This window comes from Geobacter hydrogenophilus (genome assembly GCF_018501225.1).
In the GTDB taxonomy this organism is placed as follows: domain Bacteria; phylum Desulfobacterota; class Desulfuromonadia; order Geobacterales; family Geobacteraceae; genus Geobacter; species Geobacter hydrogenophilus.
The window spans coordinates 181,171-203,967 of the sequence record NZ_JAHCZI010000002.1 but is presented as its reverse complement, the minus strand read 5'-3'; the positions used below and the strand labels follow the sequence as shown (position 1 = coordinate 203,967).

The window sequence follows — 22,797 nt, the reverse complement described above, 5'->3', positions numbered from 1 at the left end:
GTATGAAGCGCATCTACATGATCGAAGACGTCTGCATCGGCTGCCACCTCTGCGAGGTGGCCTGCATCACCGAGCACTCCCAGTCCAAGAACCCGGTCAAGGCGTTCCTCCACGAGGAAAACCGCCCCATCTCCCGCTGCACCGTCGAGGAGTGGGATGGCGGGGTCGTCTCCTTCTCCACCACCTGCCGCCACTGCGACGAACCCGACTGCCTGCGGGCCTGCATCTCCGGCGCCATCCAGAAGAACGACAGCGGCGTGGTCCGTATTGACACCGAGCAGTGCGTGGGCTGCTGGTCCTGCGTCATGGCCTGCCCCTACGGCGCCGTGCAGCGCAACCTCAAGAAGAAGAAGGCCAACAAGTGCGACCTCTGCCCGGACCGCACCAGCCCGGCCTGCGTCGATGCCTGCCCCAACCGGGCACTCGTCTACAAGGAGGGGAGCCAGAAATGAACTACGTCATCATCGGCAACTCGGTGGCTGCTGTCGGCGCCATCCGGGGAATCAGAAGCATAGACCCGCAGGGGAACATCACCGTCATCTCCCGGGAACGACACGTGGCCTACGGCCGCCCCCTCATCTCCTACCTCCTGGGCGGGCTCATCACCGAGAAACGGATGGCCTACCTCCCGGAGGACTTCTACGAGAAGAACCGGGTGAACCTCCTCCTCAACGCGGAGGTGGTGGGCGTCGATACCGGCCGCCAGAAAGTGACCATCACCGGCGGCGACGTGATCGCCTATGACAAGCTCCTCGTGGCAACGGGCGGCGACCCCTTTGTCCCCCCCATCGAGGGGCTGGCCGGCAAGGACCGGATCTTCACCTTCACCACCTGGGATGACGCGGCAAAACTCAAGGGGATTGCCGATGACATCGAGAAGGTGGTCGTCATCGGCGGCGGCCTCATCGGCCTCAAGGCCGCAGAGGGGCTTCATCTCCTAGACAAGAAGATCACTATTGTTGAATTGGCCGACCGGATCCTCTCCGCCGCCTTCGACCGCCCCGCTGGGCGGGTTGTTGCCAAGAAGATGAAGGCCAACGGCATCGACGTCATCACCGAGGACACGGTGGTCAGGATCGAGGGTGACGGCGCCGCCATCACCGGCGTAACCCTTAAGTCGGGCGACTTCATCCCTTGCGACACGGTCATCGTCGCCATTGGGGTGCGCCCCGCAGCCGGGTTCCTCAAGGGAAGCGGCGTGGAGGTGAACCGGGGCATCGTGGTGGACGACATGATGGAGACCAACGTGAAGGGAGTCTTTGCTGCCGGCGACGTGGCCGAGGCCAAGGACTTCTTCTCCGGCGTCAAGAACCCGATGCCAATCTGGCCCGACGCCTATGTCCAGGGGGATATCGCCGGGGTAACCATGGCGGGTGGCTCAAAGGGGTATCCGGGCGGCATTGCCATGAACTCCATCGAACTCTTCAAGGTATCCACCATCTCCATGGGGATCACGAACCCGGTGGAGCCCAAGGAATACGAGATCCTCACCTATCAGGATCTGGAGAACTACCAGTACCGCAAGATCGTTCTCAAGGACGGGCTTTTGGCCGGCGCCGTCCTCGTGGGGGCCGTGGACCGGGCCGGCATCTTTGCCGGTCTTATCCGCGACCGGGTCGAGGTAAGCTCTTTCAAGGACCAACTCCTCACCCCCGACTTCGGCTTCGTCAACCTCCCGCGGGAGATCCGTTCCGCCCTCTTCGCCCCCGTCGGCAAGGTTACGGGAGCTGACGAGCAGGCCAGAGCCGTCGGGCATTGACCCGGCACCGTTTCGCGACGACCAGATCGAGGTTTTGACATGACCAGAGAATTGAAACCGACCCATTACTTCCAGAAAGACATCTCCAACTGCGGCCTGACCGGCTTCATCTCCACCGCCGGCAACCTGGTCGAGGGGAACGTCATCATCAAGTCCATCGCCCTCATGCACGACCGGGGAAACGGCCTCGGCGGCGGCTTCGCAGCCTACGGCATCTATCCTGAGTTCAAGGAGTTCTACGCCTTCCACCTCATGTACGAGAGCGGAATGGCGCAGCAACTAACCGAGGAATACCTGGAGCAGCACTTCTACATCGAGCATCACGAAGAGATCCCCACCCGGCGTACTCCGGCCATCGCCAACCCGCCGGCCTTCAAGCGCTACTTCGTGAAGCTCCTCCAGACAGCCGAGTACAACGAGGCTATCGAGTTCCAGAACATGACCGACGAGGACGTCATCGTCCGCCACGTCATGGGGATCAATAATGGTATCGAAGGAGCCTTCGTGGTCTCCTCCGGCAAAAACATGGGGGCCTTCAAGGGGGTTGGTTACCCCGAGGAGATTGCCGACTTCTTCCGGCTCGAAGAGTACAAGGGTTACATCTGGACTGCCCACAACCGCTTCCCGACCAATACCCCGGGCTGGTGGGGTGGCGCTCACCCCTTCACGCTTCTGGACTGGTCCATTGTCCATAACGGCGAAATCTCGTCCTACGGTATCAACAAGCGGTACCTGGAGATGTACGGTTACCTCTGCACCATGCTCACCGACACCGAGGTCGTGGCCTATACCCTCGACCTCCTGATCCGCAAGCACGGTCTCACCCCGGAACTGGCGAGCCTGGCCATGGCCTCCCCCTTCTGGGACATCATCGACGCCCTTCCCGAAGACGAGCGGCAGCTTCTCACCGCCATCCGCCAGTGTTACGGCAGCGCCTTGCTCAACGGCCCCTTCGCCATCCTCTTTGCCAGCAACGAGGGACTCATCGGCCTCAACGACCGGGTGAAGCTCCGCCCCCTGGTCTGCGCCACCAAGGACGATTTCGTGTACATGGCCTCCGAGGAGGCGGCAATCCGCGAGATCTGCCCCAAGCCCGACAAGGTCTGGGCCCCCCGCGGCGGAGAGCCGGTCATCGCCAAGATGCAGCCGGGAGTAATCTGACATCCGGGACCAGGGACCGGGGATCTGTTACCACCTTCACCCCAGCCTGGCCTTTGAGAGAGGTTCCTATGACAAAAATTGACGCCCAGGGTCTCTACTACCGGGACCTGAATCAGAAAATCCGCGAAGCGGTGGCCGCAGGCACCACGGAAATCGTCCTCGACAACGTGAACGGCCAGTACTTCATCGGCGACGGCATTAACAGGCCTGTCACCATTGCCATCAACGGCGTTCCCGGCAACGACCTGGCTGCGTTCATGAACGGCGCCACCATCGTGGTTAACGACAACGCCCAAGACAACATCGGCAACACCATGAATGCGGGCAAGGTCATCGTCCACGGCCACGCCGGTGACGTGCTCGGGTACGGCATGCGCGGTGGGCGGGTCCATATCCGCAAGGACGTGGGATACCGGGTCGGCATCCACATGAAGTCCTACGAATCCAACAAGCCGGTTCTGATCGCCGGCGGCAAGGCTGGCGACTTCTTCGGCGAGTACATGGCTGGAGGGGTACTCATCCTTCTCGACATGTTCAGCGACGAACCGGAGAAACCGAAGCACGGCTTCCGCTTCGGCACCGGCATGCACGGCGGCACCATCTTTGTGCGGGGTGGCGTGGACGAAACGAAACTCTCACGAGAGGTCGGAGTGTTCGAGCTTACCGATGAGGATCGGCTTGAGCTGGAAGGGTATTTGAAGGAATACTGCAACGATTTCGGCATCGACTACACAGAAGTGGCCAAGGAAGAGTTCGTGAAGGTTCTTCCCCGGAGCCGCCGCCCCTACGGCAACCTATACTGCCCCATGCCCCGCTGAGGAGCGCGTGTACATTTCCCGTAAATGTTACGAAAGGAAGGCACTTGGCCTTCCTTTTGCTTTATCAATGGCATACGTTCCGGCAACTGCCCCTTTCATCGCCCACTGCAGGCCGCAAGGGACCGAAACGGTTGACACATAAAACCCGTTTTTGGTACGAATAGGACTCCGTTTTCCCGCAGCACTCTAACAAAGGCAGGTAAAAACCAATGGATTTCAAGATTTTAAACAGAAGAAACTTTCTAAAGGCCACCCTTACAGGAGCACTTACACTCATGGGGGTGGGATCGGCATTCGGACGCTTCGTGTCAACACCGGAACTCTTGCCCCCTGGACAGCTTTCCCTCTTCAACACCCATACCCGTGAACGAATTGCCCTGGCCTTCCGGGATGCTGCCGGAAATTACGATCTCGACTCCCTCAACACCCTCAACTGGATTCTCCGGTGCCACTACACCAATGAAGTGACCGAGATGGACGTCAACACCCTTGAGTTCCTCAATCTCGTCGACAAGAAGTTCGGTGGCAACAACGAGATACACATCATCTCGGCCTACCGTTCGCCCCTCTACAATAACCTGCTGCGGGAGAACGGCCACGGAGTTGCCCAGCATAGCCTCCATCTTGCCGGCAGAGCCATCGACATCTCCATTCCGGGCAAGAGCATCGCCAGCATTCGGGAGGCTGCCGTCGACCTCCACATGGGCGGTGTCGGCTTCTACCCCAGCTCGGGATTTGTTCACATCGACTCAGGCGCTTTCAGAACCTGGTGAGTGGGATGGCGTCCCGTCATGCCTTCAATGGCCTACATTGCCCATGGCCGGATCAAGCTCGTAGTTGACGCTGAATCCCCCCTCGCGCCGCACTGTCTCGCGAAAGAAACCCGATGCTTCTTCCAGTAGATAATCCCTGAGATGCTTCCGTTTTTTCGGCGGCCTTAGCAATGTCGGTTCACCCTTGATTCCTGCCAGGCGACCCGCCTCCTCAACGGCATCCTCGAGGGTCCCGAGCCGGTCAACGAGTTTAAGCGACACAGCCTGCTCGCCGGTATACACCCGCCCGTCTGCGAGACGCCTGACCTCCTCGACCGGGAGTTTCCGCGCTTCGGCGACGGCCTTCACAAACTGGGTGTGAAGATTGTCGATTACTCCCTGGAGCAGTGCCCTGTCCTCATCGGTCAAGGCACGTACCGGTGAGCCTGCGTCCTTGAACTTACCGCTCTTGAGGGTAAAGGCCTTCATCCCCACCTTGTCCATCAAGCCCTCGACATTGGCAAGTTTCATCAAAACGCCGATACTCCCGGTTATGGTGCCGGGGTTGGCATAGATGACCGCGGCGGGGATGGCAATGTGGTATCCTCCAGATGCGGCCACGCTCCCCATGGAAACCACGACCTTCTTGGTCTTGGCGAGCTTTTTCACCGCTTCGTAAATTTCCTGGGACGGACCGATAACCCCGCCGGGCGACTCAATCCGCAGGACGACCGCTTTCACATTGGTCTTTTTCCGCATTTCGCTGAGTTGTTTGACGATTTCCTCGGATTCCAGGATAGGCCCCTTGACTTCCACATACCCGACCCCCTCGCCGGAACTCACCATGGGTTCATCTCCCAAAACCAGCCGCGCAATCTGGATCGAAAGGGTGAATAGTAGGGCAAGGGCAGCCACGATGATCACGCCGATCACTATATGGTTTTTCTTCATGGGATTCTCCACGGGGACTGAGCGTCAGGATGGTCTCCCTCATCCGGCTGCCGAGACTTCATCGGCAACCGACATGGATGGAGGGCAATATTCTTTTTGACTGCGAGGGGGGTGTTTGTTACAACAAAAATATGAAAATAGCGATTTTTTCAGATACCCACGGCAACCAAGCCCTTCTCGTCCGCGCCTTTGACCTGGCTGGCGACGTGGATCACATCTTTCACCTGGGCGACGACACCGATGATGCCATTTTTCTGGAGTTGATGTGCGGTAAAACCGTCATCAAGGTTCTCGGCAACTGCGATTTTTCGACAGACTCCCCACGGGAATCCTTATTGTCGCTTGAAGGAATGAAGTTTCTCCTCACCCACGGCGACCGGTACGGCGTGAAGGGAGGCTTGGACAAGCTTGCCACGAGGGCTGCCGAAGAGAAGGCCGATGTGGTACTCTACGGCCATACTCACATCCCCACCGTCACCACGATCGATGGGATACTCTACGTTAACCCCGGTTGTCTCAAAAAGGGATTCGGCAAACCGAGCTTTGCTCTTCTTTCACTTGAAAACGGCACCCTCTCCGCAAGCATTGTGCCTGTGACGCCGCTCCAGGGCTGACTCAGCGAGTTGATCAACAGCCGCAACCGCAGTTGTGGCAGACCTTCCGGTTATGGTCCTCGGGGGGGACGGTCTCAGGCGCAAAGGCGATTCTCATCACGGCGCGTCGGATGTCGTCCATAATGTCGAGATTCTGGCTTTGCCCGATTATGTGCCCGACGCAGACGCTACCGAAGCCATCAGCGGGTGAGGAAATTCTTACCGCATTCAACAGGTCGGCATAGCTGTTGATGTCTATGGTAAAGGCTTCGTTGCGAGATCTCTTCAGTACGACCCCAGCGCGGGAGAGGTCTCCCTCCAGCTTGCCGAAGAAACGTTCCGCCTCAACACCGTCAAGGTCCACTTTCCAATTGTCTTTCAGGTGATTCTGACGGTAAAACACAACCGTTATCTCTTTTGCTCCCATCAGCAGGTCCTCCTGCACGGAATCATCCTTATCTCCCCGTCGCCTTGCGCTGAAGTGAACTGAATACCATATCGAGCACGGCCTTCTGCCGCGTCTCGTACTTGTTCATCACTGCGAGACAGGTCCCCAGGGGGAAATGCTCGTGGAGAAAATCCGCGTCACGGCTGGAAAGTACGATTATCCTGCTCTTGTCCATCCCCACTTCGCATGCGTACTTGACGACCTTATCCCCGTCAAGCACCGGCATTTCGTAGTCCACCAGAAGCAGATCAACATCACCCTTGCTTATTATCGGAAGGGCTCGGACCGGACTCGTGCAAATCTGCACCTTGAGTACTGGATAATGTTGATTTATATATCGTTTGAGAAATTGCGAAAACGCCTTATCGTCATCAACGATCAGAATCTTTCCCATCCATACCTCTATCGGCACACCAACCCATTATCACGCATGATCACTTGATCACCTTCGTGGCAAGACTCAATACACGGAACGGAACCTGAAGGTCAAGGGATTTCGCGCTTCCCAGATTGATTACAAGATCGACTTTGCGGGGCGTAAGAATCGGTAGATCTCCCGGTTTCATACCCGAAAGAATCTTGGCAACGTGGTTGGCAGCCAGTTGACCCTGTTCCGTGGGGCTCACTTCCAGGGATACCAGTGCCCCCTTCCCTGCCGCTTCAGGTGCAAGAGAAATGACCGGGACCTTAGCACTCATGGCCTTGTGCATTACCTTATCCATCCCACGGTTCACAACGGAGCTCTCTGAGACAAAGAGGCAATCGGATTTTGACAGCAAATGGGTTAATGCCGCGTCGAGACCGGAGGCAACCGGCACGTTCGCCTCTAACACCGCAAATCCTTGCTGGGCGGCCAGACGCTTGATCTCCTGCATCTGGACATAGGAGCCGCGCTCCCTGCTGTTATAAAGAATACCAAGGGTCTTGACGGGACGTATGGCCATCATTGCCTTGATGAGCGTGGTCATGGGCACCTTGGAGCTGACGCCGCACAGATTTCCTCCTGCTTTCGTCATGCTTCGCGAAATGCCCGTTTCCACTGGGCCGTACACGTCCACGAACACGATCGGCATCCTGAGGACTTCCTGTGTGGCCGATAGTGTGGCAGGCGCACCGAAGGTGACAAGAATATCAGGGTCAAGGGCGTTGAATTTTCTGACACTGTTGGCCCAGGAAATGGGGTCAGGGTTCGGAGTTTGGGTCACAAATTCAACCTCACCTTCACCGTATCCCTTTGCAGCAAGTCCCTTGACGAAGGCACGGTAAGCCTCCTTGTACCGCGGCATGTCACTGGTAAGGACAGCCGCCACGAACTTTCTCGCTGCGAACGCAGGCGTAGCGCAGACTGCAAAAATCAAAACAGGCAGAATATATATGAGTCGTTTTAGTATCATGGTGCGTCGCCACATAAAAGATATTACCACGAGGTTTTTAGAAGGGCGGTAACCGCATGAACCGCTCCGTCACCTTCGGAAGACAACCGATTGTCGTATGCACGGTAAGTATAGTCCAACGAACAGCCAAAATGCTTCATAAGCCGGTAGTCAGCGCGTGCCGACAGGGAATGTTCCAGGGTCTTTATCCGCGAAAGCTCACTGATGCCGTCGGTAGGAGTACCGTCGGAGGTAGTGTTGCCAGGCTTGAACGTCGAGCGGGAATGGACCAGCTGATACGCAAGGGAGAGATCGAGTTTCTCGGAGGCATGGTATGCGGCATTGACGGAATAGATTTCGCCCTGGGAGACATATTCGGTTGCGGCATTCTTACCATTGAAAACGGTGGCAAAGAGGACCGCCTGTTCAGCCCTGGTCCGCAAATAGCCGAAATTGCCGCTTACCGTGAACCGGTCAATGGGGCTTACCCAGAAGCCAAGGGACGCATGCACGAAATTCCGGTCGCGAGGAAGAACGTAGGGCTCGGGGCTATCGGGAAGTTCAGGGTGAGTGGTCCGGGAGATACGATCGTTCCATTCCCGTGCAATGCGATAGTTTGCCGACGCGCCCCATCGGCTGGAATTCGTGTAGGTGGCGAGAAGTCTCCCCTCATGTTTCTGTTCAGGGTCGGAATCGTAGAGGGGATTGTTGGTGGTGGTGTACTCATAAAGACCCCTGAGCCGAAGCCCCTTGAAGGGGCGGAAAAGTACCGTCAGGGTTCCCTTATGGGTATCGGAATCCTCGGGAAGGTTCCACATCGTATTGGGATCTGTCGTTCCGGTGTTGCTACGGTGCTGAAAGGCACCCTGATATTCGCCGTTGACGCTCATGAGCATATTGGGCCGGATAGTCAGGTTTGCCGAAATAGTGTCCTTCCGCGTATCAATACCCTGGCGGAGTGTCACCGTCGGGGTCGACAGGGAGGGAATAAACAGTGTTGAGGGTGTATCACGGTCGATAGTGAGATGCCGGTATTTGATGGCTGCCGTGAACCACGCGCAGGGAGAGTAGGTAAAATCGCCCGCTGCATTCTGGATTGTATCCTTGACATTATCAGCTCCGACAACCGACGTCAACGAAGAGAGATTCTCCCTCCTGCCATACGTATAGGAGGCTGCACCGGTAATCCCCCCTGCCGGCGACGTGTAAAGCTTGACGGTGTGGGAATAATAGCGGCTTTCCGGATCTTCGTTGTGCTCCGTCGGGCCTGGGATCAAGGCTTTGTATTCATGGTTGGATATTGACTCCCCGTTGTCAAACTCCCTGAATAGGAATGAATAAACGACATTGATCGGCCCCAGATGGGCGTCGAATCCCGCCGTGCCCTCGTGGGATAACTGGTTGACGTTCCTGCTTCTGGAATAGAGCTGGCTTTGTTTCAATCCGAAATAATAATCTGTAAAATCAAAATCCGCATAACGAAGCTGCTGGCTCCCTTGCCGGTCGATGAGCCAGTGGGACAGATTCAGGTGAATCGGGTAATCGTGCAGTTTATAGCGGAACTGGATCGTGTCCTGCCGGGTGGAAAGGCCGTAGTGGTCTGATGGATTGAGATCAGTGAAGATGACATTGCCCGTCAGATGGTCCAAGTTGTGATAGAGCGACTCGGTCCGCGCGGTCAGCCGGTAGTACCCACCGTAATCGGCCATGAGATTGACGGAGTAGTCCTTGGTGTTGAGAAAGGCGCCGTCCACATCGAGTTTCAGGTCCTTGCCGAGATGCGCCAGACGCGCTCCACCCGCAAAGCTCGAATGAAGATAGTCGTACTCAGCAGCCCTGACGCCGCTGTCGCGGGTGCCGACAAAGCGGTATCCGACAGAAGCCTCCACGATGCGATGGGTCTCAACCTCCATTTCCTGGAGGGGTTGCTCGGGGGGCTCCTCGAAGGCCTGCTCTTCGGTCACACCTTCGACGGCTGGCGGCTGACCAGTGGTTCCGCTGTCAGAAACGGCCTCGTCGCTTCCCGCCGCAACGGCCGTCGCAGTCCAAAGACACACCACCATCATCACGAATCTTGCTATGTATCCCCGCCTAATCACAATACAAACTCCTTACGGTTGCCTGGATTCCGTCTACCGGAGGAAGTTGCCCCTGTTATTTGCCCCCGCCGGCATGTCGGTCCCATGGATCTGTGAGTGACAGTCGGTGCAGCGGTTGTTGAACAGACGCTTGTCTACGGGATTATCCGGCATCAGCGTGACCACATGCCCCCCGTGGCACTGGAGACAGAGAAACGGCATGGCCGCATTGAGGAGATGGTTGTTGACCGACCCGTGTGGAGAGTGGCAGGTGGCGCAATTCTCGGTCACATCGCCGTGCTCGAAGGCGAAGGGGCCCTGCTTCTCCATGTGACAGCGGGTACAGAGCTCCTTGGGGGTGTTTCCCTTGAGGAGATGGAGTTGCACGGAGCCATGGGGATCGTGGCAGTCGGTGCAGGCCATCTTCTTTTCCCGCATCGGATGGTGGGAGAAGAGGCTGTTCTCGGCTTTGATCTCCGTATGGCAGCCGTAGCAAAGCTCGGCGGTTTCCTCCCGGGTCACCTTTTGTCGGGGGCCCCGGTGGAGCTTGTGGCAGTCGAAGCAGCCAACGTCGTTTAGGGCATGGACGCTGCCGTTCCAGTGGGCAAGGGTCGGCGACGAGGCGGCCGCGTGGCACTTGAGGCAGATGAGTGATTGGGCCGGTGTCGGGAGATTGTGGATGTCAAGGAACGTGTTTGTGTCGCACTTCACCTTCTTTTCGTCATTTTCTTCCACGTTATCGCCGATTTTCTCTATGGCAAGACTCCCCGGGCCATGGCACGACTCGCAGTTGACGAGCGGAAGGCCAGTCTCGGGTTTTATCTGCTCGCCGTGCAGACTGTGCCTGAAATCATCGGCAATCTTCTCGTGCTTGTGGCATTTGGAGACGCAGTTGTCGGTCCCCACATACTCGGCGTCGAGGCGCCCAACGATCATCCGCTCGTATTCGCGGACCGGCAGCAGGGGACGGTCCTGCTTGAGCTCGGCGCAGGATGAGAGCAGCAGGACGCCCGCCGTCAAGACGGCAGCAGTGAAAATACCGCTAATTGTGTTGAGCATGTTCATAGAGTCCTGCCCTGACCGGGTACGCCGGAAACCAACAAAGCGGCGCTCACCCTTTGATCCCCTTGGTAGTCGTATAGATGAATCCCTTGATTATAGGGTCTTCGCTCGCCTTTATCTCGGCAGGAGTCCCGGCTCCAACAATGGTTCCCCCGTGCATCATGGCGATCCGGTCGGCAACATAGAGAGCGAAATTGAGATCGTGCGTCACTATGACCGTGGTATTTTTCGTCGTTTCCTTGAGTCTGATAATCGTATTTGCCAACTCGTCGGTGGTAACCGGGTCCAACTCTGCAGTGGGCTCGTCATAGAGAATCAGGTCTGGATTCATGGCCAGGGACCGCGCAATGGCGACCCGCTTTTTCATCCCCCCCGACAGCTCTGAGGTTTTGAGCCCTTCAGTCCCTTCCAGCCCCACCATGGCCAGCTTCTCGCGGATTATCTCCCCGATCCGCTGTTCCTTGCAAACGCGTTTCTCCCGCAGCCACAGTCCCACGTTCTCTCCCACGGTAAGGGAGTTGAACAAGGCCGATGACTGGAAGACCATGCTGTAGCGGTAATTGGCGGTCGTTTCCTCGCCGTTTGCGGCAAAGATGGGATGCCCGTCGATATAAATCTCGCCGTTGTCGGGGCGCACAAGTTTGACGATATGCCGGAGCAGGACGCTCTTGCCGGTTCCCGATGGACCGATGATGGCGAATGTTTCGCCGGAGCGAATCTCCAGGTTCACATCCTTGAGCACGTGTTTGTCGCCGAAATGTTTGTTGAGGTTCTCGATCCTGATCGATACTCCGCGGGTATCGCTCAGGTCAATCCGGGAATTTGCCTGTTCGCCATGGAAGATGGAACCGGCAAGGCCGTGCATGAGCTTCTGGAAAAGCCCACCTTCCTCCTTTGGCTCCATCAATGATTTCAAAAACACGTCTATCCTCCCGCAAAACGTTAAGCCGCCTAAATCGGACCGGCAGTACCGGCGTCCCCACCTGCCACGGGGTCCGGCAGACGCCGATCAAATCCCGGTCAGAAGAGATACTTCCGAGAGTTCGTGAAGTAATGTTTGTGACGGTAGATATACTGGGTCAGGAGCAGTATCGCCAGGGCGCTCGCGATGTTGTTGACCATGAGCGCCTCCTGGTCGATCCGCTCTCCGATGACCCGCTCCAGTTCTGCCGGCGTGATAAAGGTCAGGTTAACGATTGTGTTGATTACCTCGAACAGGTTGTACCCGATAAGCAGGTACCAAGTCATGCTTTGCCGTTTCATGAGCCCGAGAAAGAGATAGAGGCAGACAAGGCTGTCGACAAAGATAAGTGCCTTGGCAACTGTCCCGATGTAGATCCTGCCGAGAAACGGAAACGGACTGCCATACGTGGACACTGTCACGACAAAAAAGAAGAGATAGAGCCCGGTAAGGAGCACCAGCCCCAACGGTCGTCGCTCGTCATGCTCATCCGTCATTTCGCTACCTTCCATACCGAATATCCACACGCATCAGAGTTATTTCCTCCGCATGTCGCTGATGGCAACACAGGCAAAGATCGTTGCCATCACCAGGCCAATGAAAATCCAGTCTGCAATGCTGAAGCCGAACATGGGCACCTCTAACTACGCAGCAGCGATCGTGGCAAGGAGGGCTCGGGCCTCCTCGTGAGTCGGATCCATCACAAGGGCCTGGCGAAATTCCGCTTCTGCGTACTTCGGCATGTCGAGGGCCGTGAATCCCTTACCGATGATGCAGTGAATCTCAGGTATGGGAAACTCCTCGCTGAATACCGGATCCATCAGGATATCCTGAAGAATGGCAATAGACTCTTCGTAGTCTCCGGTCTGATTACATGCAAAGGCCGCACCGATCGCTTCCAGATAGTCGACAGGGGGAATCAGGGGAACTTTCCCGGCACCAATCCGGTCAATGCGCTCCTGCAGTCGCTCCGCTTCCGGCTCGTCAGTTGCCGCGGCCTTTCGCCAGAAGCCGACCGCCTCGTCATACTTGCCGAGAAGGTAATACGCCTCTCCCAGGTAACGGTTGATGTTGCGGTCATCCGGTGCGAGAGTATGGGCCCGGTTGAGGAAGTGCTCGGCCCGATAGATGCTGACCGTGGAAAGATGGAGGGCCGAGAGCCTCATTCCCCGGTCAAGAAAGACCCTGCCGATCTCAAGGGGGAGAGCCGGATTTTGCGGCTCCAGAAGGGCAAGAACCTTCAGGCAGGCGATCTTGCGGTCGAGATAGGGGACTTCCACGTCCTTGCTGTCGATCATGATGGCGTTGCTGGCCAACTCGGCCAGGTAGTGGGGATAGGCGTCCCTAAGCAGTGCCGCATATTTGTCACAGAGGATGCAGTCGGGATTGCTCCGAAGGGCCTGGTAAATCCCACGGCCAACCACATCGTAGGATGGCTCCCCCTCCAGCTTGGCGAAATCCTCCTCCAGCAGCGGCAGCGGCATGCCACCATAAGGTATCCGCTCCTTCTCGTCCTTGAAAACCAGAACGGCATCATCGGGGGGGTAATAGTAGCGAATCCCCTTGATGGGAGTGAGGTCTTTCGTTTGCGCGTGCATGTCAGGGGTGTCCTCCTTCATTGTTTCTGTCGGGAAAGGTGTCGATTCCAGCATGTTCTCCAACCGTCTTGTAGATCCGCACCTCGTCCCAGGGTTCGTCCATGATCCCGTCGTGGATGGCCCAACTCCTCCCCCGCACCGTACGCTCAGCACCCGGCATCCGGAACGGGTTAGAACCGTCGAGCCGCCCGAAAAGCATTCCGCCCCGGCGAAACTCCTGGTCGATTTCCAGCATGAGCCGCTTCCCGGTTATATAGTCGAAACCGTACTTTTCATAGCGGATAGCGTTATCGTACGTCAGGGGTTCCGCAACAATCATCTCCATTCCGAGGGAATCCACGAACCGCTCGAAGATGGGGAAGAACTCCCCGAAGAGGTGGAGTCCCCGCCTCGTCTGGTTCGGGAAGAGACCCGCCTCCATGGCCCTGAGCTCCTCGGGGATATTGCGGCCCAGGGTCGTGAAACAGTTGTCTCGCCCCGCTGCGTCCTTGTCCACGTAATAGCGGGGCGCTTCAGGATCGGCGATGATGCAGAATGAAAGCTCCATCTGGCCGTAGTGGGTGTCTGCCAGTTCCAGAAAAAACGCTGTGTCTGGGTCTGCCGGGTGCGCCTTGACCTCGATCCGCACAATCCCTAACCCCTCCGGGGCGATGACCTTGATGCACCTCAGGCCGTCGGCGCCGCAGAGGGTTTGGGGCGAGATGCCAAGGTACGCAAAGAGCCGTGGAGGAAGTATGCCGACGTAGAATCGCTCACGCTCCTCCGGGGAAAGGATATTGATCTCCCGAAGGGAGTGGAGCACCCGTCCGGCAGCGTCAACGAGTGCCCTATTCCCCGGCAGCCGCGGCATAATTTCCGATAATCACGGGAAAGACTGTTTCCCGAATGGCAGCGATACTCCTCTCCACCGCGTCAAGGGCCCGGTTCCGGTCATCCTCCTCTGCCCAGTGCATGGCGTCAAGAAGCATCCGGTTCGGATGTCCCATGCGCGCGATCATATCCACGAATTGGGCCGGCAGCCTCGGCGGCAGTTCCACGCCGTTCATGATCCCCCAGGCAAGGGTCCATCCCCGGGCAACGTTGATCATGTTATACCCGCCGCCCCCCACTGCCACCCACGGAATTTTCAGTGCCTTCAGCTTGCGCAGGATATAGGTGTAGCTGTGGGTGGTTATTTCGAGGCGCGTGAGGGGGTCGGTGCGGAACGTGTCGACACCGAGCTGGGTTACCAGGACATCGGGGTTGTAGGCGGCGATCAGGGGATAGGCCACTTCGTCGAAGGCCTTCATGAACAGGGCGTCGTCGGTGTGAGCCACGAGGGGAACATTCACCGAGTATCCCCTCCCCTGCCCCGTACCGATCTCGTCCTCGAAGCCGGTGCCGGGGAAAAAATAGATGCCGCTCTCGTGGATAGAGACGGTCAGGACCTGGTCGGTATCGTAAAAGGCCTCTTGAACCCCATCGCCGTGGTGGGCGTCGATGTCCAGGTACGCAACCCGCAACCCCTTCGCAACAAGCGTGTTGATGGCGATAACTGCGTCGTTCAGATACGAGAAACCCGATGCCTTGCTCCGGTGGGCGTGGTGCCACCCCCCTGCCAGGGTGAAGGCGATGTCGTACCCCTCCTCGGTCACGAGTCGGGCGGCCTCCATGGTCCCCCCGACGCCGAGTACTGCCCAGTCGTAGAATCCCTTGAAGACTGGGTTGTCCAGATCTCCCAGGCCATACCGGAAGTCTGCGCGGGGTTCGTCGGAATCGCTGAATTCCCGGAGCCGTTGCAGATAGTCCGGGGAATGAAACGTGAGAAGGGATGCCTCGTCCGCACGCGGGCAGTCATGGATACAAGCGCCGGGCAACTCCGTGAGCCCCAGCATGCCTATGAGCTCGCGGGCAAGAATGATTCGCTGGATCTTGAACGGATGGTCGTCACCGTAACTGAACCGGCTGAAGTCGTTCGAGTATATGAGGGCGGTCTTGGCAGGCAATCGGCATCCCGGTCACAACGGTGTTATGCATGATTTTCTTTTAATGCCGCGACTTTACAACGTAGACACACGAGCGTCAACTCCAAATTTGCCCAAAGACAGCCCATTCCCCGGGCATAGGTGATGAATAAACAGTCAGCGCTATTGCTTTCGAAATGCTCAGCACACCTTCTTGTGCGCAATTTCAATAGGTTAGACTATTGGCAAAGAGGTTGCTAAAGGGAAAACGGCCCTTCCCGACGACGGGAGACGGGGGCCGAACCACATGCCAACGGAGGTATGCCCATGGATCAGCTGTCGATGGCGACAGGTCTCAAAAACAGCACCGATGTCCTCTTCCTTATGCTCGGCGCCGTCATGGTCTTTGCAATGCACGCCGGTTTCGCCTTCCTCGAAGTAGGGACAGTCCGCAAAAAGAATCAGGTCAACGCCTTTGTAAAAATCCTGACCGACTGGTCAGTCTCCACTATCGCATATTTCATGGTCGGGTTCCCCATCGCCTACGGCATATCCTTCCTTGTGCCGGCCGGCGACCTCATGGGCGCTACCCAGGGGTACGACCTCGTTCACTACTTCTTCCTCCTCTGCTTTTCCGCCTGCATCCCGGCCATTATCTCGGGAGGAATCGCCGAACGGGCCAAGTTCTGGCCCCAGGTCTTCGCCGGCGCTATTTTCGCTGCACTGACCTATCCCATCTTCGAATCCCTCATCTGGGGAAAGAACGCTTCAATTCTTCAGGGGTTCTTTAAGAGTATCGGCGGCGCTGAATTCCATGACTACGCCGGTTCGGTGGTGGTCCATTCCATGGGTGGCTGGCTTGCCCTCCCTGCGGTCCTCACCCTCGGACCCCGCATGGGAAGGTACATCAGGGGTAAATCCCACCCTATTCCCATCAGCAACATCCCCTTCCTGGCCCTCGGTTCCTGGATTCTGGCGGTGGGATGGTTCGGTTTCAACGTCATGAGCGCCGGCCACCTGGATAAGATATCGGGTCTCGTTGCGGTGAACTCCCTTCTGGCCATGGTTGGTGGCGTGCTGGCGGCCCTCCTTGCGGGGAAAAACGACCCGGGCTTCATTCATAACGGCGCCCTGGCAGGACTCATCGCCGTCTGCGCGGGCAGCGACATCATGCACCCTCTGGGGGCCTTCGTTACCGGCGCCATCGCCTCCGTCATTTTCGTCTACGGTTTCCAGATCGAGCAGGAGCGGCTCAGGATCGACGACGTCCTCGGCGTCTGGCCCCTGCACGGCATCATCGGCTCCTGGGGAGGCATTGCCGCCGGGATCTTCGGCCAACCTCTTCTCGGCGGCATTGGTGGCATATCATTCATTTCCCAATTGCTCGGCACGGTCGCCGCCATCCTCTTCGCCCTTGCGAACGGGTTTCTCGTCTACGGTGTTCTTTCCAAGACCGTCGGCATCCGGCTCTCGGACGAGGACGAATTTGCCGGTGCCGACCTCTCCATCCACAAAATCGGCGCCTATCCAGAGGATCATGTGCGCTGATCTTCTCCCCCCGCCACCTTATCAAGGCCCCGTTTCGGGGCCTTTTTTGCGCCGATTCAAATAGTTGAACAATTTCTTACTGTTTGGCTAAAGTATTTAAAAAAACGTCCGATATAATGAGAAAGGCTTTTCCGTAAGCACTCTGATGCGCTTGGATTTTTTCTATGCAGACAAGTCAGCAGAAGTGAAGGTAAACGTCAATGGTACAGAAAAAACAACTGGGCGATCTGCTTATTGAAGCGGGAATAATTACCGTCAAGACCATCGAGCGGGCCCTGGAACGCCAGAAAGGGAGCGGCAAACGGCTTGGTCAGGTTCTCGAGGAGATGGGAGTCATCACCGGTGAGGAACTGATTGATGCCCTGTCGAAGCAACTCGGCATCAAGACGGTGAAGGGGTTTGTCGATTACGCATTTCCGCCGGAGCTGCTCTCCCTCGTCCCCCAGGACATGGCGGTACAGCGGCTTGTTTTTCCCCTCAAGCTGAAAGAGAACATGCTGGCCCTGGCCTTGAACGACCCCTTTGACCAGGACACCGTCGATTTCCTGGCCAAGAAGCACCGGCTCAAGGTGGTTCCGATCCTCGCCACGCGGCAGGAGTTGTTGGCCGCTATCGAGAAGCACTACCTCCACGGCAAGATGAAGGACGTGCAACGACAGAAGGTCCTTGTGGTGGAAGATACCCTTCCCGTGGCTACCGTCATTCAGGTGGCGCTTCTGAAAGAAGGGTACGACGTTCTGGTGACCCATGACGGGGTTGACGGACTCAAGTCGGCCGTGACCGAAAAACCCGACATGATTCTAACCGACGCGACCATGCCGCGCATGGATGGCTTCGGCCTCCTACGTGCTCTGCGCGCAAACCCGGCCACCGCCGACATTCCCGTCATCCTCGTCACCTCCAAGGCCACCGGCGAAGATGAACAGCGGGCGTTGGAGGCCGGTTTCCTGGACTTCATCGCCAAGCCGGTCCAGCCGATCAGAATTGTTACTCGGGTCAAGCGGGCCTTCGAGCTGACGAAGCGTTACAAGTAATACCACCCTCATCGGAAAAAGGGGCGACACGAAATCATATCGTGCCGCCCCTTTGATTTTCACCCTTGTCCTGTGAGGATTCCCGCGTTACCCGATAATAGCCACGGCGCGGCGCAGCCTCCGCAGGGCCTCTTCTTTCCCCAGCGCCTCGATTACCTCGTAGATGCCGGGGGATGCGGTGCCGCCACAGAGGGAGACGCGAACCGCCGGTCCCACCTGCCCCAGCTTGATCCCCTTCTCAGCGATGAACTCCTTGAACAGAGCCTCTATGCCCGTCTGACTGCAATCGGCGAGCGCCTCCAGTTTGTCCGCCAACGCTTTCAGCAGTGGTGCGGCATCGGGAACCAGGTGTTTGGCCGCAGCCTGTTCGTCATAGGCAAAATCGCCCTGGTAGTAAAAAATCGCGCCGTCAGCCATCTCCACGAGGGTCCGGGAACGCTCCTGGAGGGTCTTCACCACGAGAGGAAGGTTCGGTCCCGACTCGGGATCAATGCCACGCTCCTTCATGAAGGGGACGAGAAGCTCCGCCAGCCGCTCGGGAGCGCTCTCCTTGATGTAGTGATGGTTGAGCCAGAGGAGCTTGTCAGGATTGAATACGCCGGCAGATTTCCCCACCGCCTCAATGGAAAACTTCTCGATGAGTTCCTCCCGGCTGAAGATCTCCTGATCGCCGTGGCTCCAGCCAAGCCGCACCAAGTAGTTGACCATGGCTTCGGGGAGAAACCCCATGTCCCGGTAAGCCATGACGCTCGTGGCGCCGTGGCGCTTGGAGAGGCGGGTCTTGTCGGCGCCCAGGATCATCGGCACGTGGGCGAAGCGGGGCACGGGATAGCCGAGGGCCTCGTAGAGAAGAATCTGGCGAGGGGTGTTGTTGATATGGTCATCACCCCGAATGACAGTGGTTATCCCCATGGTGGCGTCGTCGATGACCACCACGAAGTTGTAGGTGGGGGTGCCGTCGCTGCGCTGGATGATGAGGTCGTCGAGCTCGTCGTTATTGAAGGCGATCCGACCCTTGATGAGGTCATCGAAGACCGTTACCCCTTCGTGGGGCGCCTTGAAACGGATGACGTACGGCTTATCCCCGGGCTCCTCCACTCCGTTGCGGCAGGTGCCGTCGTACTTGGGCTTGCGCCCCTCTTTCATGGCCAGCTCCCGCTTGGCCTCCAGCTCCTCGGGGGTGCAGTAGCAACGGTATGCCTTACCCTCGGCAACGAGCTTCTCCACGAACTCCTTGTAGACGGGAAAACGCTCCGACTGGTAAAAGGGGCCTTCGTCCCAGTCGAGGCCAAGCCACTCCATCCCCTGAAGGATGGCGTCCACCGATTCCTGGGTGGAGCGGGCCACGTCGGTGTCCTCGATGCGGAGGATAAAAGTCCCCTTTTCCCTGCGGGACAGGAGCCAGTTGAAAAGCGCGGTACGCGCCCCCCCCACGTGAAGGTAACCGGTGGGGCTCGGTGCGAAGCGGAGACGTACGTCGGACATGGGAACTCCTTTACTGGTTATCGTCTGATTCATCACCGCCTGGCCTATCCTCGCCGGCGATACAGTATTCCTCGTCGGCCCAGGCGGCAAGATCCATGGTCTTGCACCGCTCGGAGCAGAAGGGACGGAAGGGGTTTCCCTGCCATGGAGTTTCCTTCCGGCAGCGTGGACACGGCACTATGGTGATTGGTTTTTCGCTCATTTGTGCAAACAAAAACCCCAGGTGCTGTGGCATACCTGGGGCAGGTTCAGGATATCCGGCCAGGTTCAACGGCCGGATTTTAACGTCAATGAACAGGGCAAGTCAACGGCTAAACATGGATACAGCAATCGTCACTGGCAGAATTGATAGCCGCGGCGATGGAGTTCCCGGGCAATGGCATCGGGAACCACCCAGTACATGTTGTCCGGTCCGAAAATAATGGAAACGGGGCGGTCCATTGAAAAAGAATGGACCTGGGCCACGGAGAGAAACGGAAACTTGAAAACAGGCTCTTCCACACAACACCCCTTTACCATCCAGACATAATCAGGTGCTTCATGAATGGTATCGGCATCTACACGAAAATACTTTAGTAAATTTTCACAATCGATACCACAGGACAAATTTTTTATCTTTGTCGGACTGTGCCAGCAAGTATCCCGGAACCGTTCGGCAATTCCAGCGGCAGGCGCCTCACGTCACGGAGACCGGCTGCAGCCATCATTGAATATAGTTCATGCTCGGAATAAGACTGCCCGGCAGTGGTTCCCACGAGCATATTCAGGGAAAAGAGCGCCGGAAAGAGGGGACCGGATCTGGTGTCGTCCAGAATGAACTCCTGGACGAGGAGAAGTCCTCCCGGTTCCAGGGCTCCCACCGCCTTCTCCAGGATCACGGCGCACTGGTCCGGGCCATAGGCGTGGAGAATCTGGGAAAGCCAGACAACGTCGAAGCCCTTCGGAGTATCGTTTTCGAGGAAATCCCCAGCAACGAACCCGACCCGATCCGCAAGTCCGAAGCGGGCAACGGTCTCCTCGGCGAAGCGGCGGGTGGTGGGGAGATCATAGACAATCGCGTCGAGTCTCGGATTCTGGAGACAGAAGTTGATTGCCCAGGTGCCGGGTCCTCCCCCGAGATCCAGCAATCGTTTGCGGCCGGTGAGGTCGATGAGTGGGACAACCTTCGGCGCACTCTGCATGGCCAGGTTGAACATTCCCATGAGGAAGCTCTCCCGCGCCCCCTCGTCGTCGCCATGGGAAGCGCTCTCCCGCACCGGAGCTCCCCGCCGCACTGCTTCGTCGAGCCGCGACCATCCCGCCATGAGGTGGTGATGATGCATGATGATGTATCCCAGATACTCCGGCGAACTCTTGGCAAGATACCGGGCCGCGAACGGTGCGGCTTCGTAGCGGTCTTCCCGCTTATGCACCAGGGCCATGGCCGCCAGGGCGTCGAGGAGCATGGCAACGCCACGAACGTCAACGGCGAGACGCTCGGCCACTTCGGCAGCGGTAAGCGCCTCGCCTGCCAGCGGGGTCGCCACATCGAGGGCTACGGCGGCATGAAGCGCACAGGCGTTCCAGTAGCCGCCAGAGAGTTGCAGCAGTTCTGCCGGGGTCCAGGTTTTCTCTTCCATGACAACCTCCGGAAATACAAATATCGATCAGGTGATACAGAGTCTACCGCATTCGGGTCGTGGGGCAAACTGGAACGAAAAGCGGTGGAATGAGCGCCGGGAATCTGCTAGAAAAAGAGCACTATGAAAACGGAAAACTCAATCTTCGAAACCTCCTTCACCATCCGCTCCTTCGATGTGGACCCCCACGGCTTCGTAAGCCCCGTGACGCTTCTCGGCTACCTGCAGGAAGCGGCATCGGAGCACATGACGCTCCTGGGGGGATCGGTCAGGTCACTTATGGCCGAAGGACTCACCTGGGTTTTGTCCCGGGTCCATCTCAGCATCGAACGTTATCCAAGGGTACGAAACGAGATGACGGTGCGAACCTGGCCCTCGCTGAGGGAAGGTCGCTTCACCTGCCGCGAGTTCGAACTGCTGGACCGGACGGGGGGTGTCATGGCCCGCGCCACCACGTCGTGGGCGGTCATCGACTTCAAGACCCGGCGGCCGGTGCGGGTCGACCGTCATCCCCCCTACCCTCTCACGCCACGGCGTGCTATCGACGACGACTTCGCATCGCTCCCTGCGCTCGAAGAAAGTCAGGCCGAGGAACGCTTCAGGGTGCGGCGTTCGGACCTGGACCTGAACCACCACGTTAACCACATGGTCTACGCCGGCTGGGCCCTCGACGCCGTACCCGACGAAGTAGCGGCGCGCCGCAAGCTGGTTTCCCTTGAGATCGGATACCGGGCCGAAGCACTGGCAGGAGAAGAAGTAACCGTATCCTGCGCCTGCACCGAAGACGACAACGGGATTCTCGTCATCCACCGGATAGCCTCGGCCGACGGCCGCGAACTGACCCGGCTCAGAACCCGCTGGCGGTGATTCTCTGCAGCCCCTACGGTGCGGAAGCCAAAATGCCGCGGGTGAAAATCTCCCGGTACTGATGAATGAGCTGCTCGTCTTGGTCGGGTGAATGGCTGATCAGATCTTCAGTGGCAAGAGTGCTGAGGAAATAGTAGTTGACCATGCCCGCAAGGGCCAGCACCGCATTGACGGCGTGGGCATCCTGCCTGAACACCCTCTCGCGAATCCCTTCCTCGACAACCTTCACGAGAATCCGTATGACCTTGCCGATTGCCGGCGCAACGATCCGGGGGAAGTAGGTGGTTGGGTTGGTGAGTTCGCTGGTGTAGAACCGGAGCAGATGGGGGTTGTTCCGGTGCCGCTGGATGGTCCAGCGGATGTAGGCCTCGATCTTGTCCACGGGGCCTGCATGCTGCTCCATGATTTCCCCGATCTGGTCGAAACAGGCAAACTGCTCCTGCAGCACCGCCGAATACAGCCCTTCCTTCCCGCCGAAATAGTAGGAAACCATGGAGATGCTGGCCCCGGCCTCGTGGGACAGCTCCCTAATGCTGACGCCGTTCAATCCCCGTTCGGCAAAGAGCTGTGTCCCCACTTCCATCAATTTGCTGCGGCAGTCCGGTCTTGTCATTTCACTCCCTACCCGTGTTGATGTGAGTGCCGCAAAGAGTAGCAAAGTCCCTTTCTAAAGCCAATTTTATTGACACTGCATCTGCATAAATTATTGCGCCGTAATCGTCGTGTCTGTTATGATGACTTCAAACG

Annotated in this window: 25 protein-coding genes; 9 read left to right on the top strand and 16 right to left on the bottom strand. The window is 57.7% G+C overall.

The window, feature by feature from the left end; all coding sequences use genetic code 11:
* Window positions 1-2 precede the first annotated feature (2 nt).
* From KI811_RS04490 to KI811_RS04470, 5 genes are all read left to right on the top strand, one after another.
* The gene (locus KI811_RS04490) at window positions 3-452 is read left to right on the top strand and encodes a 4Fe-4S dicluster domain-containing protein (protein ID WP_214185297.1); all 450 of its coding nucleotides are present in this window, start codon (window positions 3-5) and stop codon (window positions 450-452) included.
* Window positions 449-1,759 carry an NAD(P)/FAD-dependent oxidoreductase gene (locus KI811_RS04485; RefSeq protein WP_214185296.1) on the top strand — a complete coding sequence of 437 codons (1,311 nt, stop codon included), beginning with the start codon at window positions 449-451 and terminating at the stop codon, window positions 1,757-1,759. Before KI811_RS04490 ends, KI811_RS04485 begins: the two co-directional genes overlap by 4 nt.
* Before the next feature lie 39 nt (window positions 1,760-1,798).
* Window positions 1,799-2,920 (top strand): class II glutamine amidotransferase, encoded by a 1,122-nt coding sequence (locus KI811_RS04480; protein WP_214185295.1) that lies wholly within the window; start codon window positions 1,799-1,801, stop codon window positions 2,918-2,920.
* Window positions 2,921-2,988: 68 nt separating this feature from the next.
* Window positions 2,989-3,738, top strand: a complete 750-nt coding sequence (locus tag KI811_RS04475) for a GltB/FmdC/FwdC-like GXGXG domain-containing protein (protein ID WP_214185294.1) — start codon at window positions 2,989-2,991, stop codon at window positions 3,736-3,738.
* A gap of 275 nt (window positions 3,739-4,013) precedes the next feature.
* Entirely contained in the window at window positions 4,014-4,511 is a 498-nt protein-coding gene (locus tag KI811_RS04470; protein ID WP_309298925.1) for a YcbK family protein, read from the top strand.
* 24 nt (window positions 4,512-4,535) lie between these two features.
* Here the strand turns inward: KI811_RS04470 and sppA are convergent, their stop codons facing one another.
* Window positions 4,536-5,441: a signal peptide peptidase SppA gene (gene sppA / locus KI811_RS04465; protein ID WP_214185292.1), complete on the bottom strand. Its 906-nt coding sequence runs from the start codon at window positions 5,439-5,441 to the stop codon at window positions 4,536-4,538.
* Window positions 5,442-5,572: 131 nt separating this feature from the next.
* On the opposite strand from sppA, the gene KI811_RS04460 reads away from it, so the two are divergent.
* Complete coding sequence (locus KI811_RS04460; RefSeq protein ID WP_214185291.1) at window positions 5,573-6,055, top strand: metallophosphoesterase family protein; 483 nt, start codon at window positions 5,573-5,575, stop codon at window positions 6,053-6,055.
* Window positions 6,056-6,068: 13 nt separating this feature from the next.
* Here KI811_RS04460 and KI811_RS04455 read toward each other — a convergent pair whose 3' ends face one another.
* The 10 genes from KI811_RS04455 to KI811_RS04410 all read right to left on the bottom strand — a co-directional run bounded on the left by KI811_RS04455 (window position 6,069) and on the right by KI811_RS04410 (window position 15,539).
* Complete coding sequence (locus KI811_RS04455) at window positions 6,069-6,461, bottom strand: hypothetical protein (protein ID WP_214185290.1); 393 nt, start codon at window positions 6,459-6,461, stop codon at window positions 6,069-6,071.
* 28 nt (window positions 6,462-6,489) lie between these two features.
* Window positions 6,490-6,876, bottom strand: coding sequence for a response regulator transcription factor (locus KI811_RS04450; protein ID WP_214185289.1), 387 nt, complete (start codon window positions 6,874-6,876; stop codon window positions 6,490-6,492).
* A gap of 40 nt (window positions 6,877-6,916) precedes the next feature.
* On the bottom strand, window positions 6,917-7,891 hold the full coding sequence (locus KI811_RS04445) for an ABC transporter substrate-binding protein (protein ID WP_246551360.1): 975 nt from the start codon (window positions 7,889-7,891) through the stop codon (window positions 6,917-6,919).
* A gap of 8 nt (window positions 7,892-7,899) precedes the next feature.
* On the bottom strand, window positions 7,900-9,954 hold the full coding sequence (locus KI811_RS04440; protein WP_214185288.1) for an MtrB/PioB family outer membrane beta-barrel protein: 2,055 nt from the start codon (window positions 9,952-9,954) through the stop codon (window positions 7,900-7,902).
* Window positions 9,955-9,987: 33 nt separating this feature from the next.
* The gene (locus tag KI811_RS04435) at window positions 9,988-10,992 is read right to left on the bottom strand and encodes a DmsE family decaheme c-type cytochrome (protein ID WP_214185287.1); all 1,005 of its coding nucleotides are present in this window, start codon (window positions 10,990-10,992) and stop codon (window positions 9,988-9,990) included.
* Window positions 10,993-11,044: 52 nt separating this feature from the next.
* Window positions 11,045-11,899 (bottom strand): ABC transporter ATP-binding protein, encoded by an 855-nt coding sequence (locus tag KI811_RS04430; RefSeq protein ID WP_214185548.1) that lies wholly within the window; start codon window positions 11,897-11,899, stop codon window positions 11,045-11,047.
* A 116-nt stretch (window positions 11,900-12,015) separates the two neighbouring features.
* On the bottom strand, window positions 12,016-12,468 hold the full coding sequence (locus KI811_RS04425) for a hypothetical protein (protein ID WP_246551359.1): 453 nt from the start codon (window positions 12,466-12,468) through the stop codon (window positions 12,016-12,018).
* Window positions 12,469-12,600: 132 nt separating this feature from the next.
* Complete coding sequence (locus KI811_RS04420) at window positions 12,601-13,554, bottom strand: tetratricopeptide repeat protein (RefSeq protein ID WP_214185286.1); 954 nt, start codon at window positions 13,552-13,554, stop codon at window positions 12,601-12,603.
* A gap of 1 nt (window position 13,555) precedes the next feature.
* Window positions 13,556-14,404, bottom strand: a complete 849-nt coding sequence (locus tag KI811_RS04415; RefSeq protein ID WP_214185285.1) for a hypothetical protein — start codon at window positions 14,402-14,404, stop codon at window positions 13,556-13,558.
* Complete coding sequence (locus tag KI811_RS04410) at window positions 14,382-15,539, bottom strand: acetoin utilization protein AcuC (protein WP_214185284.1); 1,158 nt, start codon at window positions 15,537-15,539, stop codon at window positions 14,382-14,384. Before KI811_RS04410 ends, KI811_RS04415 begins: the two co-directional genes overlap by 23 nt.
* A 285-nt stretch (window positions 15,540-15,824) precedes the next feature.
* Here KI811_RS04410 and KI811_RS04405 point away from each other — a divergent pair, with 285 nt between their 5' ends.
* Both KI811_RS04405 and KI811_RS04400 read left to right on the top strand, forming a co-directional pair.
* Complete coding sequence (locus KI811_RS04405) at window positions 15,825-17,045, top strand: ammonium transporter (RefSeq protein WP_214185283.1); 1,221 nt, start codon at window positions 15,825-15,827, stop codon at window positions 17,043-17,045.
* A gap of 200 nt (window positions 17,046-17,245) precedes the next feature.
* A complete protein-coding gene (locus KI811_RS04400; protein WP_214185282.1) occupies window positions 17,246-18,079 on the top strand; it encodes a response regulator in 834 nt (277 codons plus the stop codon).
* 87 nt (window positions 18,080-18,166) lie between these two features.
* Here the strand turns inward: KI811_RS04400 and gltX are convergent, their stop codons facing one another.
* From gltX to KI811_RS04380, 4 genes are all read right to left on the bottom strand, one after another.
* On the bottom strand, window positions 18,167-19,564 hold the full coding sequence (gltX, locus tag KI811_RS04395) for a glutamate--tRNA ligase (protein WP_214185281.1): 1,398 nt from the start codon (window positions 19,562-19,564) through the stop codon (window positions 18,167-18,169).
* A gap of 10 nt (window positions 19,565-19,574) precedes the next feature.
* Window positions 19,575-19,766: a DNA gyrase inhibitor YacG gene (locus KI811_RS04390; RefSeq protein ID WP_214185280.1), complete on the bottom strand. Its 192-nt coding sequence runs from the start codon at window positions 19,764-19,766 to the stop codon at window positions 19,575-19,577.
* A 131-nt stretch (window positions 19,767-19,897) separates the two neighbouring features.
* On the bottom strand, window positions 19,898-20,065 hold the full coding sequence (locus KI811_RS04385; RefSeq protein WP_214185279.1) for a hypothetical protein: 168 nt from the start codon (window positions 20,063-20,065) through the stop codon (window positions 19,898-19,900).
* A gap of 110 nt (window positions 20,066-20,175) precedes the next feature.
* The gene (locus tag KI811_RS04380) at window positions 20,176-21,183 is read right to left on the bottom strand and encodes a methyltransferase (protein WP_214185278.1); all 1,008 of its coding nucleotides are present in this window, start codon (window positions 21,181-21,183) and stop codon (window positions 20,176-20,178) included.
* 123 nt (window positions 21,184-21,306) lie between these two features.
* Between KI811_RS04380 and KI811_RS04375 the strand changes: the two genes are divergently transcribed.
* The gene (locus tag KI811_RS04375; protein ID WP_214185277.1) at window positions 21,307-22,050 is read left to right on the top strand and encodes an acyl-[acyl-carrier-protein] thioesterase; all 744 of its coding nucleotides are present in this window, start codon (window positions 21,307-21,309) and stop codon (window positions 22,048-22,050) included.
* Between the two features lie 13 nt (window positions 22,051-22,063).
* Here KI811_RS04375 and KI811_RS04370 read toward each other — a convergent pair whose 3' ends face one another.
* Window positions 22,064-22,663: a TetR/AcrR family transcriptional regulator gene (locus KI811_RS04370; RefSeq protein ID WP_214185276.1), complete on the bottom strand. Its 600-nt coding sequence runs from the start codon at window positions 22,661-22,663 to the stop codon at window positions 22,064-22,066.
* Window positions 22,664-22,797: the final 134 nt, after the last annotated feature.

What these genes read in the sequence shown, in the direction of transcription:
- KI811_RS04490 (WP_214185297.1), top strand. Translation starts at nt 3, where the DNA reads ATGAAGCGCATCTACATGATCGAAGACGTCTGCATCGGCTGCCACCTC.
- KI811_RS04485 (WP_214185296.1), top strand. Translation starts at nt 449, where the DNA reads ATGAACTACGTCATCATCGGCAACTCGGTGGCTGCTGTCGGCGCCATC.
- KI811_RS04480 (WP_214185295.1), top strand. Translation starts at nt 1,799, where the DNA reads ATGACCAGAGAATTGAAACCGACCCATTACTTCCAGAAAGACATCTCC.
- KI811_RS04475 (WP_214185294.1), top strand. Translation starts at nt 2,989, where the DNA reads ATGACAAAAATTGACGCCCAGGGTCTCTACTACCGGGACCTGAATCAG.
- KI811_RS04470 (WP_309298925.1), top strand. Translation starts at nt 4,014, where the DNA reads ATGGGGGTGGGATCGGCATTCGGACGCTTCGTGTCAACACCGGAACTC.
- sppA (WP_214185292.1), bottom strand. Translation starts at nt 5,441, where the DNA reads ATGAAGAAAAACCATATAGTGATCGGCGTGATCATCGTGGCTGCCCTT.
- KI811_RS04460 (WP_214185291.1), top strand. Translation starts at nt 5,573, where the DNA reads ATGAAAATAGCGATTTTTTCAGATACCCACGGCAACCAAGCCCTTCTC.
- KI811_RS04455 (WP_214185290.1), bottom strand. Translation starts at nt 6,461, where the DNA reads ATGGGAGCAAAAGAGATAACGGTTGTGTTTTACCGTCAGAATCACCTG.
- KI811_RS04450 (WP_214185289.1), bottom strand. Translation starts at nt 6,876, where the DNA reads ATGGGAAAGATTCTGATCGTTGATGACGATAAGGCGTTTTCGCAATTT.
- KI811_RS04445 (WP_246551360.1), bottom strand. Translation starts at nt 7,891, where the DNA reads ATGTGGCGACGCACCATGATACTAAAACGACTCATATATATTCTGCCT.
- KI811_RS04435 (WP_214185287.1), bottom strand. Translation starts at nt 10,992, where the DNA reads ATGCTCAACACAATTAGCGGTATTTTCACTGCTGCCGTCTTGACGGCG.
- KI811_RS04430 (WP_214185548.1), bottom strand. Translation starts at nt 11,899, where the DNA reads ATGGAGCCAAAGGAGGAAGGTGGGCTTTTCCAGAAGCTCATGCACGGC.
- KI811_RS04425 (WP_246551359.1), bottom strand. Translation starts at nt 12,468, where the DNA reads ATGGAAGGTAGCGAAATGACGGATGAGCATGACGAGCGACGACCGTTG.
- KI811_RS04420 (WP_214185286.1), bottom strand. Translation starts at nt 13,554, where the DNA reads ATGCACGCGCAAACGAAAGACCTCACTCCCATCAAGGGGATTCGCTAC.
- KI811_RS04415 (WP_214185285.1), bottom strand. Translation starts at nt 14,404, where the DNA reads ATGCCGCGGCTGCCGGGGAATAGGGCACTCGTTGACGCTGCCGGACGG.
- KI811_RS04405 (WP_214185283.1), top strand. Translation starts at nt 15,825, where the DNA reads ATGGATCAGCTGTCGATGGCGACAGGTCTCAAAAACAGCACCGATGTC.
- KI811_RS04400 (WP_214185282.1), top strand. Translation starts at nt 17,246, where the DNA reads ATGGTACAGAAAAAACAACTGGGCGATCTGCTTATTGAAGCGGGAATA.
- gltX (WP_214185281.1), bottom strand. Translation starts at nt 19,564, where the DNA reads ATGTCCGACGTACGTCTCCGCTTCGCACCGAGCCCCACCGGTTACCTT.
- KI811_RS04390 (WP_214185280.1), bottom strand. Translation starts at nt 19,766, where the DNA reads ATGAGCGAAAAACCAATCACCATAGTGCCGTGTCCACGCTGCCGGAAG.
- KI811_RS04380 (WP_214185278.1), bottom strand. Translation starts at nt 21,183, where the DNA reads ATGGAAGAGAAAACCTGGACCCCGGCAGAACTGCTGCAACTCTCTGGC.
- KI811_RS04375 (WP_214185277.1), top strand. Translation starts at nt 21,307, where the DNA reads ATGAAAACGGAAAACTCAATCTTCGAAACCTCCTTCACCATCCGCTCC.
- KI811_RS04370 (WP_214185276.1), bottom strand. Translation starts at nt 22,663, where the DNA reads ATGACAAGACCGGACTGCCGCAGCAAATTGATGGAAGTGGGGACACAG.